The 11,398-nt window shown below is 29.1% G+C and carries 10 protein-coding genes; all 10 read left to right on the top strand.

The window, feature by feature from the left end:
• From OQK60_RS05885 to OQK60_RS05930, 10 genes are read left to right on the top strand one after another with little or no spacing between them, the layout of a single operon-like run.
• Complete coding sequence (locus OQK60_RS05885; protein ID WP_297685071.1) at positions 1–1,020, top strand: NAD-dependent epimerase; 1,020 nt, start codon at positions 1–3, stop codon at positions 1,018–1,020.
• Positions 1,013–2,380: a mannose-1-phosphate guanylyltransferase/mannose-6-phosphate isomerase gene (locus OQK60_RS05890; protein WP_297685073.1), complete on the top strand. Its 1,368-nt coding sequence runs from the start codon at positions 1,013–1,015 to the stop codon at positions 2,378–2,380. Before OQK60_RS05885 ends, OQK60_RS05890 begins: the two co-directional genes overlap by 8 nt.
• Before the next feature lie 34 nt (positions 2,381–2,414).
• Positions 2,415–3,536, top strand: a complete 1,122-nt coding sequence (gmd, locus tag OQK60_RS05895) for a GDP-mannose 4,6-dehydratase (RefSeq protein WP_297685075.1) — start codon at positions 2,415–2,417, stop codon at positions 3,534–3,536.
• Positions 3,536–4,498, top strand: a complete 963-nt coding sequence (locus tag OQK60_RS05900) for a GDP-L-fucose synthase (protein WP_297685077.1) — start codon at positions 3,536–3,538, stop codon at positions 4,496–4,498. The genes gmd and OQK60_RS05900 overlap by 1 nt, the downstream gene beginning before the upstream one ends.
• Positions 4,491–5,735, top strand: coding sequence for a nucleotide sugar dehydrogenase (locus OQK60_RS05905; protein WP_297685079.1), 1,245 nt, complete (start codon positions 4,491–4,493; stop codon positions 5,733–5,735). Before OQK60_RS05900 ends, OQK60_RS05905 begins: the two co-directional genes overlap by 8 nt.
• Positions 5,736–7,421, top strand: coding sequence for an ABC transporter ATP-binding protein (locus tag OQK60_RS05910; protein ID WP_297685081.1), 1,686 nt, complete (start codon positions 5,736–5,738; stop codon positions 7,419–7,421).
• The gene (locus tag OQK60_RS05915; protein WP_297685083.1) at positions 7,418–8,107 is read left to right on the top strand and encodes a hypothetical protein; all 690 of its coding nucleotides are present in this window, start codon (positions 7,418–7,420) and stop codon (positions 8,105–8,107) included. The genes OQK60_RS05910 and OQK60_RS05915 overlap by 4 nt, the downstream gene beginning before the upstream one ends.
• A complete protein-coding gene (locus OQK60_RS05920) occupies positions 8,104–8,964 on the top strand; it encodes a radical SAM protein (RefSeq protein WP_297685085.1) in 861 nt (286 codons plus the stop codon). The genes OQK60_RS05915 and OQK60_RS05920 overlap by 4 nt, the downstream gene beginning before the upstream one ends.
• Positions 8,961–10,091, top strand: a complete 1,131-nt coding sequence (locus OQK60_RS05925; RefSeq protein WP_297685086.1) for a DegT/DnrJ/EryC1/StrS aminotransferase family protein — start codon at positions 8,961–8,963, stop codon at positions 10,089–10,091. The genes OQK60_RS05920 and OQK60_RS05925 overlap by 4 nt, the downstream gene beginning before the upstream one ends.
• Before the next feature lie 4 nt (positions 10,092–10,095).
• Complete coding sequence (locus OQK60_RS05930) at positions 10,096–11,397, top strand: UDP binding domain-containing protein (protein ID WP_297685088.1); 1,302 nt, start codon at positions 10,096–10,098, stop codon at positions 11,395–11,397.
• The last annotated feature ends 1 nt before the right edge of the window (position 11,398 follow it).

The following is an 11,398-nucleotide window of genomic DNA, read 5'->3' on the forward strand; positions in this document are numbered from 1 at the left end:
ATGAAGATACTTATAACAGGAACAGCCGGTTTTATCGGTTACCATTTAGCAAAAAAACTTCTTGAACGCGGTGATGAAGTAATTGGGCTAGATAATATAAATGATTACTACGATGTAAATTTGAAGTATGCAAGATTAAATGAGCTTGGTATAGAAAAAGAAGAGATACAAGAAAACAAATTAACAACTTCAACTAAATATCAAAATCATAAGTTTATAAAAGCAAATCTAGAAGACCAAGAAGCTATAAACACTCTTTTTAAAACAGAGAAATTTGACGCAGTGTGTAATTTGGCCGCTCAAGCTGGTGTAAGATATAGTATTGAGAATCCACATGCGTACATACAAAGTAATGTAGTTGGATTTATGAATATTCTTGAAGCCTGTAGAAACTTTGGTGTGAAAAACTTAGCATATGCAAGCAGCTCATCAGTATATGGACTAAACAAAGAACAACCATTCAAGACTACAGATAAAACAGACACACCAATATCTTTATATGCAGCTACAAAAAAATCAAACGAGCTTATGGCGCATACTTACAGCCATCTTTACGGTATACAGACTACAGGACTGAGATTTTTTACAGTTTACGGACCATGGGGAAGACCTGATATGGCTCCGATGCTTTTTGCAGATGCTATACTAAATGACAGAGCAATTAATGTCTTCAATCATGGAGATATGAGTAGAGACTTTACATATATAGATGATATTGTTGATGGTGTAATAAAAGTTATAGATGCTCAAATTGATAATTCACAATTATATAAATTGTACAACATAGGAAACAACTCTCCTGTGCAACTTTTGGATTTTATAAAAATATTGGAAAAAGCTATAGGCAAAGAAGCTGAGAAAAATTTTATGGATATGCAAGATGGTGATGTAGCATCTACTTATGCAGATGTTAGCGGTTTGATAAGTGATTTTGGCTATAAGCCGGATACATCTTTAGAAAACGGTATAGGTAAATTTGTGTCTTGGTATAAAAGTTTTTACAGAGTTAAAAATGACTAATATAATACTTTGCGGAGGAAGTGGTACAAGATTATGGCCAATTAGTCGTACACTTATGCCAAAACAATTTGTAAAGTTGTTTGATGATAAGTCGCTGTTTCAATTGACAGTTGAGAGAAACTCTAAAGTATGTGATAGTCAATTTATAGTTTCTAATACCGAACAATATTTTTTGGCACTTGACCAACTTGAAGAATTACATAAATCCAAGAACAAATACCTATTAGAACCGGTCGGGCGAAATACAGCTCCGGCTATTGCCCTAGCTTGTATGGCTTTAGAGAGTGAAGAGGTAGTACTGGTAACTCCATCTGATCACCTTATAAAAGATGAAAAAGAGTATGAAAAAGTATTAAATATAGCAAAGGAGTTGGCATCTGAAAATAATCTTGTTACATTTGGCATAACTCCAACTTTTGCAGAAACAGGGTTCGGGTATATTGAGAGTGAAGGCTTAACTGTAAAAGCTTTTCATGAAAAGCCAGATTTTGATACAGCAACCGAGTACCTTAGAGCAGGAAACTATTATTGGAATTCTGGAATGTTTTGTTTTAAAGCAGGAGTTTTTTTAGAAGAACTTAAAAAATATTCTCCAACAGTTTATAACTCTTCATTAAAAGCATTTAACAACTCAAATCAAGACTCTGTAATTAGAATTAAACATAATGACATGTTAAATATTCCAGAAGATAGTATTGATTATGCCGTTATGGAAAAATCAAATATTGTTAAAGTAGTGCCTTCTGATATTAACTGGTCAGATGTTGGAAGTTTTGATAGTTTATATGAAGAGTTACCAAAAGATAAAGATGGTAATACATTAAATGAAAAGCATATAGCTATAGATAGTAAAAATAATTTAGTTTATGGAACTGATAGATACATAGCAACAGTAGACATAGAAGATTGTATAGTAGTTGATACTGGTGATGCACTGCTTATAAGTAAAAAAGGATCTTCTCAAAAAGTAAAAGAAGTAGTTAAAGAGATAAAAAAAACTACAGAACTTCACAATATTCACTTAACTGGTCATAGACCATGGGGGACTTATACTATTCTTGAAGATAGTAATGGATACAAAATAAAACGCATAGAAGTTAAAGCTGGAAAAAGACTAAGTTTACAAAAACATAAACATAGAAATGAACATTGGATAGTAGTGTCTGGACAAGCTGCTGTAACCATAAATGACAAAACTTTTATATTAAATCAAAATGAATCTACATACATAAAAGCAGGTGATATCCATAGACTTTCAAACGATACAAATGAAGGACTAGTTATTATAGAAGCTCAAGTTGGCAGTTATACAGGTGAAGATGACATCGAAAGACTTGATGATGATTTCAGTAGAAGTTAGATAAAATTATAAAATATTAAGATGGAAAGTATATATGACAGATAAGAAAGTAGCATTAATAACAGGAATTACAGGTCAAGATGGAAGTTATTTAGCAGAATTTTTACTAAAGAAAGGCTATATTGTACATGGAGTAAAAAGAAGAAGTTCGCTGTTTAATACTGATAGAATAGATCATCTATATCAAGATCCACATGTAGAAAATAGAAACCTAATTCTTCACCATGGAGACATGACAGATAGTATGAACTTAACTAAAATCATCCAAGAAGTTCAACCGGATGAAATTTATAATCTTGCAGCAATGAGTCATGTCGCAGTATCTTTTGAAACCCCTGAATATGTAGCAAATGCAGACGGTACTGGAACATTGAGAATTCTTGAAGCGGTAAAACTATTAGGATTGACAAAAAAAACAAAAATATATCAAGCAAGTACATCTGAACTGTATGGAAAAGTACAAGAAACACCACAAAGCGAAACAACACCTTTTTATCCAAGAAGTCCATATGCTGTTGCAAAAATGTATGCATACTGGATAACAGTTAACTATAGAGAAGCTTACGGTATGTTTGCATGTAATGGAATACTCTTTAATCATGAATCTCCAGTAAGAGGTGAGACCTTTGTAACTAGAAAGATTACTCGTGCGGCCTCTAAAATAGCATTAGGATTGCAAAATAAACTATATCTTGGTAACCTCGATGCTAAAAGAGATTGGGGTCATGCGAAAGATTATGTAAAGATGATGTGGATGATACTTCAAGCAGATGAACCGGAGGATTGGGTTATTGCAACTGGTGAAACCACAACAGTAAGAGATTTTGTAATAATGTCATTTGCTTATGCAGGAATAGAGTTAGAGTTTAGAGGCAATGGGGTCGATGAAAAAGCGTATATTCTATCTTGCTCAAATCCGGATTACCAAGTAGCTGTTGGTACAGAGGTAGTTGCAGTTGATCCAAAATATTTCAGACCTACAGAAGTTGATTTACTTCTAGGGGATCCAACTAAAGCAGAACAAAAACTTGGATGGATTAGAGAATATAAGCTAAAAGAGCTTGTAGATGATATGATGAAATCAGACTTAAAACTTATGACAAAAGATGTATATCTGCAAGATGGTGGCTATAAAACTATGAGTTATTTCGAGTAATGAACAAAACAAGTAAAATTTATATAGCTGGTCATCGTGGTCTTGTAGGTAGTGCAATATTGAAAAATCTACTTTCAAAAGGTTATACAAATTTAATTTACAGAACTCATAAAGAGTTGGATTTATTAAATCAACAAGCAGTATCTGACTTTTTTGAAGCTGAAAAGCCAGAGTATGTAATATTAGCTGCTGCAAAAGTTGGTGGCATAGTTGCTAACAATACTTATAGAGCTGACTTTATATATGAAAACCTACAAATCCAAAATAATATAATCCATCAAAGTTATGTGAATGGTGTTACGAAGCTCTTATTCTTAGGTTCCACATGTATATATCCAAAAAACGCTCCTCAGCCAATGTCTGAAGATAGTTTACTTACATCAGAACTAGAATACACAAACGAACCGTATGCTATAGCAAAGATAGCAGGTATAAAAATGTGTGAAAGTTATAATATGCAATATGGCACAAACTTTATATCAGTAATGCCAACAAACCTTTATGGACCTAACGATAACTTTGATTTAGAAACTTCGCATGTGTTGCCGGCACTTATAAGAAAGATGCATGAAGCAAAAGTTAATAATACTCCTCAAGTTGAAATTTGGGGAAGTGGAAAACCTAGAAGAGAATTTTTATACTCAGAAGATATGGCAGATGCTTGTGTGTTTCTTTTAGAAAATAGAAATTTTAAGGATACTTTTTCTTCCACAGATAGGGAGATAATAAATACTCACATTAATATTGGAACAGGAGTTGATATTTCAATAAAAGAGTTGGCTTTAACAATAAAAGATATTATTGGATTCAATGGTGAACTTTATTTTAATACAGACAAGCCGGATGGAACAATGATAAAATCAACTAATTCATCTAAGTTACATAAACTTGGATGGAAACATAATATTAAGTTAGAAGATGGAATTAAAATGATGTATGAATGGTATTTGAAAAATGTATAAAATATGTATAATAGGCTTGGGTTATGTAGGACTACCGTTGGCTCATGCTTTTGCAAAAAAAAAGTATGATGTGATTGGTTTTGATATCAATAATGAAAGGATATCAGAATTGAATAATAATTTTGATAGAACTTTAGAGTTAACTAGTAAGGAATTGACAGGAATAAAAAATCATCTTAGGTATAGTTCAAATTTAAATGATATAGAAAATTCAAATATTTATATAGTAACAGTACCAACTCCAATAGACAAAAATAATAAACCAGATTTAACACCACTTATTAAATCATCCCAAACAGTCGGAAAAGTACTTAAAAAAGATGATATAGTTATTTATGAATCAACTGTTTATCCTGGTGTTACAGAAGATATCTGTGTTCCTGAACTAGAGAAAACTAGTGGACTTAAGTTTAATAGTGATTTTTTTTGTGGCTATAGTCCTGAACGAATAAATCCAGGAGATAAAGAACGTACTGTAACAAAAATACTTAAAGTAACGAGTGGAAGTACTCCAATCATAGCTACAAAAATAGATGAGTTGTATAAATCAATTATAACTGTTGGTACATATAAATGTTCTAGTATAAAAGTAGCAGAAGCCAGTAAGGTAATAGAAAATACACAAAGAGATGTAAATATAGCACTTATAAATGAATTAGCACTTATATTTAATACTATGAATATACCTACAAATGAAGTAATAGAAGCAGCTGCAACAAAATGGAATTTTATTAAATTGAAACCTGGGCTTGTAGGTGGCCATTGCATAGGTGTGGACCCATACTATCTTACGTATAAAGCTGAGGAATTAGGGTATAAGCCAAACCTAATTCTTGGTGCAAGACAAATTAATAATAGCATGGGTAAGTATGTAGTTGAAAAAACTATAAAACTTATGATAAAAAAAGATATAAATATAAATAGTGCTAAAGTTTTAGTACTAGGCATAGCATTTAAAGAGAACTGTCCTGATATACGAAATAGTAGAGTAGTTGATATTATTAATGGATTTCAAGAGTATGGATGCAATGTAGATGTAAGTGATTATCTTGTGAATAAAAATGAAGTAATGAAAGAATATAATTTACAATTAATTGAAAATTTTAAGTTAGATGAATATAAGGCTATTGTAGTAGCTGTAGGACATGAAAAGTACAAACAAATTAAATTAAATAACCTAGAACAAGTATTGTTTGATGTAAAGTCTATTTTGGATAGTTCTGATGGTACTTTATAAATGACTAATAAGTTACATAGTATATTTACAAAACAAGATAAAAAAAACTTCTTGATTCTGGTTTTATTTTCTATTTTAATTTCTATCATTGAAGTTATTGGTATATCTGCCATAATGCCATTTATGTCAGTTGCTATGGATTCCAATAGTATACATTCAAATAAATATTTTATATATTTTTTTAATTTATTTCAATTTGATGATGATATGCATTTTGTAATTATGTTTGGAATCATATTAATATTATATTATTTTTTTAGAAGTGCTATAAATATATATTATAACTATGCTATGGCGAAATTTTCCCATGAATGTTATCATTTTATAGTGTGTCGATTATTTAAGAATTATATGGGTATGGAATTTAAAGACTTTGTAAAAAAAAATTCATCAAATTTAACAAAAATAATTGTTTCTGAAGCAAACAATTTAACTAGATTAATATCATCTGTATTGTTTATGATAAGCGAACTGCTAATTACTGTATTAATTTATAGCATGATGTTATTTATCAATTACAAAATTACATTGTTATTAACATTCTTTTTTTTAATAAATGCTACTTTAATGCTGAAAACAATCTCAGTAAAAATAAAAAAACAAGGTGAGGATAGGGTGAATGTACAACAATTATTCTTTGAAGTTATTAATAAAAGTTTTGGAAATTTTAAACTTATAAAGCTTCATACAAGTGATAATATTGTATTGAAAGAGTTTAAAGATGCTAGTTCCAATTATTCTAAAATTAATATAATGGCACAAACATTACTGCAAGTTCCTAAATTAGTTTTAGAAGCAATTGCGTTTAGTTTAATTATAATTATTGTATTATATTTGGTTTGGAAATATGAAAACAATATTTCATCAGTTCTCTCTATGTTGTTTATGTTTGTATTGGCACTGTATAGATTGATGCCATCAATCAATAGAATAGCAACAAATTATAACAATATTTTATTTTATTTAAAATCATTAGAAGTTATACATAATGATTTAATATACAACACTGAATTATTAGGTGAGGAATTAGTATCTTTTAATAAGGAAATAGGTATTCAAAATATTAATTTTGAATACGATAAAGAAAAGACAGTATTAAAAGATATTAATATAAATATTAATAAAAATGACAAAATAGCTTTTATTGGAGAGAGTGGAAGCGGAAAGTCTACATTAGTAGATATTATTATGGGACTGCATAAACCGACATCTGGCTGTATACATGTAGATGATATAAAGCTAGATGAAACGAATATTAAGGACTGGAGATCTAAGATAGGTTATATTCCTCAAAGTGTATATCTTTTTGATGGTACAGTTGCAGATAATATAGTATTTGGAAGGGATTATGATGAAGGTAAAATTTTTGAAGTTTTAAAAAAAGCAAATATATATGATTTTATTTTAAACAAAGGTAGCCTATATACATTAGTTGGAGAGGGTGGTGTAATGCTAAGTGGCGGGCAAAAACAAAGAATTGCTATAGCTAGAGCGTTATATGGTAATCCTGATATTTTAGTATTAGATGAAGCTACCTCTGCACTAGATTTAGAAACAGAAAGCAAAATTATGGATGAAATATACAATATTAGTGAAGACAAAACATTAATTATAATTGCACATAGACTAAGTACAATAGAAAGGTGTGAAAAAATTTATAGATTAGAAAATGGTGTAATAGTTTGAAAAAAACCATTTTAATTCAAGCTAGACTTTCATCATCAAGGTTCCCAAAAAAAATGTTAGAAAAAATAAATAATATCACTCTAGTAGAGTATGTCTATAATAGATGTAATGAGTCAAAAAAAGCTAATAAAGTAGTTGTAATAACTTCTGATGAAGAAAGTGATGATGAGTTATATGAACTATGTGTTAATAAAAATATTGCTGTTTTTAGGGGTGAACTAAATAATGTTTTAAAAAGGTATATTGATGCTTCAATTTTTTTTGATGTAGATGTTATATGTAGAGTATGTGGTGATTCTCCATTTGTTGATGTTAAGGCTATAGATCAAATGTTTGATTACTATGAATCTAATGCTAATATTGATTATATTTCAACAACAAATACTTTGAATGGATTTATGTCAGAAGTATTTAGTTCTAATTTATTAAATAAAGTATACAATGACGACTTATCAAAGGAAGATAAAGAGCATGTAACAAAGTATATTCGTGATAATATTTCTAAGCTTAATGTAAAAGAATTAGATTTAAAGTTAAAGCCAAAAGAGTTAGAAAAGTTTACTTTAACTATAGATTATCCTGAAGATATGATTGTAGCCAAAATAATAGCATCAAATTTAGAAGATTTTTCTTTTAAATCAGAAGACATTATAAATATATTAAAAGACACTAAAGAAGAGATATGAATTATTCTACACCAGATTTTCCGTTAAGACTTGAAATTGAGTTAGTAAGTGATTGTAACCTGAAATGTACATATTGTCCAAGGCACCTTGTTAATGAGTTAACTGGGTATATGACATTTGATTTATTTAAAAAAATTATTGATGAATCAGCAATCCATCCTAGTACAACCTTAGTTTTACATAGGCGTGGGGAGAGTATGTTGCATCCACAGTTCAATGAAATGCTTAATTATGTTAGTGGTAAGTTTAAAGAAGTTCAAATGGCTACAAATGCCACAATTTTAAATCCTGATAAATATCAATCAATAATTAATGGACTTGATTTTTTATCTTTTAGTTTAGACACTCCTGAAAGATTTAATATTACTAGACTGCCAGCGAAATATGAAAAAGTTGAAGCAAAAATTTTAGATTTTTTAGATTTTAATCAAGGTCGTGTGAGAACACAGGCATCTATGGTTAAGACTGCTGAAACAACGGAAGATATGTGTAAAGAATTTATTAATATATGGAAAGATAAAGTTGACAGAGTGAGAATATATGAAGAACACTCAACTGATGGTAATTTTGGGTCACTTATAAATCCAAGAGAAGAAAGAAAACCATGTATGATGCCAGTTTACGAAATGCTTATATACGATAATGGAATTATTGCTAGATGTAATCATGATTGGGATAGTGATGGCATGGGTGATGTTACAAAAAATACATTACAAGAGATTTGGCATAATGATAAATATAAAAATTTACGTTGGCAACATCTTGAACAAAAGTTATTTGATCCAGTATGTAGCACATGTGATAGTTGGTATCCGGAAATTGGAAATCAGGATACGGGCGAGGTTATAGAGAAATGATAAATTTTATACCATTGGCAAAGCCAGATATTGGTGATGATGAAATTAATTTAGTAGTAGATACAATTAAGTCTGGGTGGTTAACAACTGGTCCAAAAGTTACGGAATTTGAAAATGCATTATCAGAATATTTAAAATATGATGATGAGATATATTCTCTTGGTTTAAATTCATGCACTTCAGCACTTTTTTTAGCTCTCTTAGCTTTAGATGTAAAGGTGGGGGATGAGGTTATTGTGCCAACATGGACGTTTGCAGCTACTGCTCAAGTGGTGGATTGGATTGGTGCTAAAGTTGTTTTATGTGATATTGAAGAAGATACTTTAAATATAGATGTACATAAAGCAAAAAAATTGATTACGGATAAAACAAAGGCGATTATTCCAGTGCATATTGCTGGGTATCCTTGTGATATTCAAGCCATTAGTGATTTAGCAAAAAAATATAATTTAAAAGTTATAGAAGATGCAGCACATGCAATAGGTACAAGTTATAAAGATAAAAAAATAGGAAACTTCTCAGATATTACATGTTTTAGTTTTTATGCAACAAAAAACCTAGCAATGGGTGAGGGTGGTGCAGCTGTTTCTAAAGATAAAGAATTAATTGAAAAAATGAGAAAGTTGAGTTATTTTGGAATTAATAAAGAAGCTTTTAAAAGATATGAAAAAGCTGGTCGTTGGTATTATGATATAGAAGAGATTGGTTATAAAGCAAACTTGGACAGTCTTCATGCTGCATTAGGAATAATTCAGTTAAATAAACTAGATAAAATGAATAAAAGAAGAAGATATATAGCTTCATATTATAGAAAAAATTTAACTAATAAATTAACTTTTAACAAGGATTCTGATGAGCATTCTCACACATATCATCTGTTTCCAATTAGATTACCTAAAAATATTAATAGAGATGATTTTATAGAAGAATTAAAAGAAAACAATATTGGCGCAAGTGTGCATTTTATTCCTTTGCATTTGCATACTTTTTATAAAAATAGGTCTGATAATAATTTTGAAGTTGCTGACAGAGTTTTTGATACTATTTTATCTATTCCAATGTGTTCAGCTATGAGTGATGAAGAAGTAGAATATGTTGTTAAAACCATAAATAAAATAGTAGGTTGAAATTATGAATAACTTTAAAGAATTGATTTTAAAAACAAAAAAAGTTTCTATCTGGGGTATAGGATATTTAGGATATACAACAATACTAAGATTACAAAAAAATGGGTTTAGAACAACAGTTTATGATTTTAATGAATCTAGGTTGGATGATTTAATAGGTAATACATACCCAAGTAAAGAACAATTAAATAGTTGGTCAAAGGGTGGTAAAATTCCTATTTTAAATCTTGAAAAACTGGATGTTGTTAAAGATAATAATTTATTGTTTGAAAACCATGTACATATTGTATCATTTCCAAATACTGATAAATTTGATTATAGTGAATTAGCAAAATTATTTGTTAAAAACAGAGATAAATTAAAAGATTCTTTAATTATATTTCAATCAGCAGGTATACCAAAAACAATTGAAGATGTTTTTTGTAAAATATTAGAAGAAAATAATTTAAATATTGAAGTCTCAACTGTTTTTAGAAGTGATTGGACAATTGAAGATTTTTTCAATAAAAACTATAAAAAAACAATATCAGGCAATAATCTAGAAGCAGTTGATAAAACACAAATCTTTCTTAAATTATTGAACTTAGAATCGATAAAGCTAAGTAGCATTGAAGAATCTGAAATTTATGAAAATACAAAAAATGCATTAAACTATACTATGGTTGCATTTTTCAATCAGTTGTCTTTAGCATATCCACATGTAGATATTAATGAGTTGTCTAAAAATTTATTAAAAGATATGAATTTTAATAATTTATTTTTAGGTGTTAGCAGTGTAGATTATAAATCTGAACAATCTATAGAAAATATACTAAGAAGCTCTTCCGGAGACTTTTTATCGATTTTAAAAGAGGCAAACAATACAAATATTTCATTTTTATTTTACTATGTTAATTTATTGAAAAATAAAAATGTAAATTCTGTAACAATACTTGGTCTTTCTTCTTATAATAGTATGAAAGATTTAAGATTTTCTCCATCAGTGATGTTAGCTGAATATCTCAATAAAGAAAATATACAAGTATACATACATGATGATAATTTTAATAAAGATGAAGTATTAGAGGTATTACCACATTGTGAATTTATGGATATCAATTCAAATACGATAAAAACGGATGTGGTTGTAATAATGAGCTTATCTAAAGAATATAAATTTTATACTCAAAATAAAATAGATGAAATCGGTCTGTCAAAAGTTAAGTATGTTTTAGACAATACTGGTTTTTTTAAGAACTTTAAATACAGTGAGAATACTTTATATCATCAGTTGTGTGATGGTAACTTAATACAGGTTATAAACTAAA

Source organism: Sulfurimonas sp. (assembly GCF_026196735.1).
Lineage (GTDB): Bacteria > Campylobacterota > Campylobacteria > Campylobacterales > Sulfurimonadaceae > Sulfurimonas.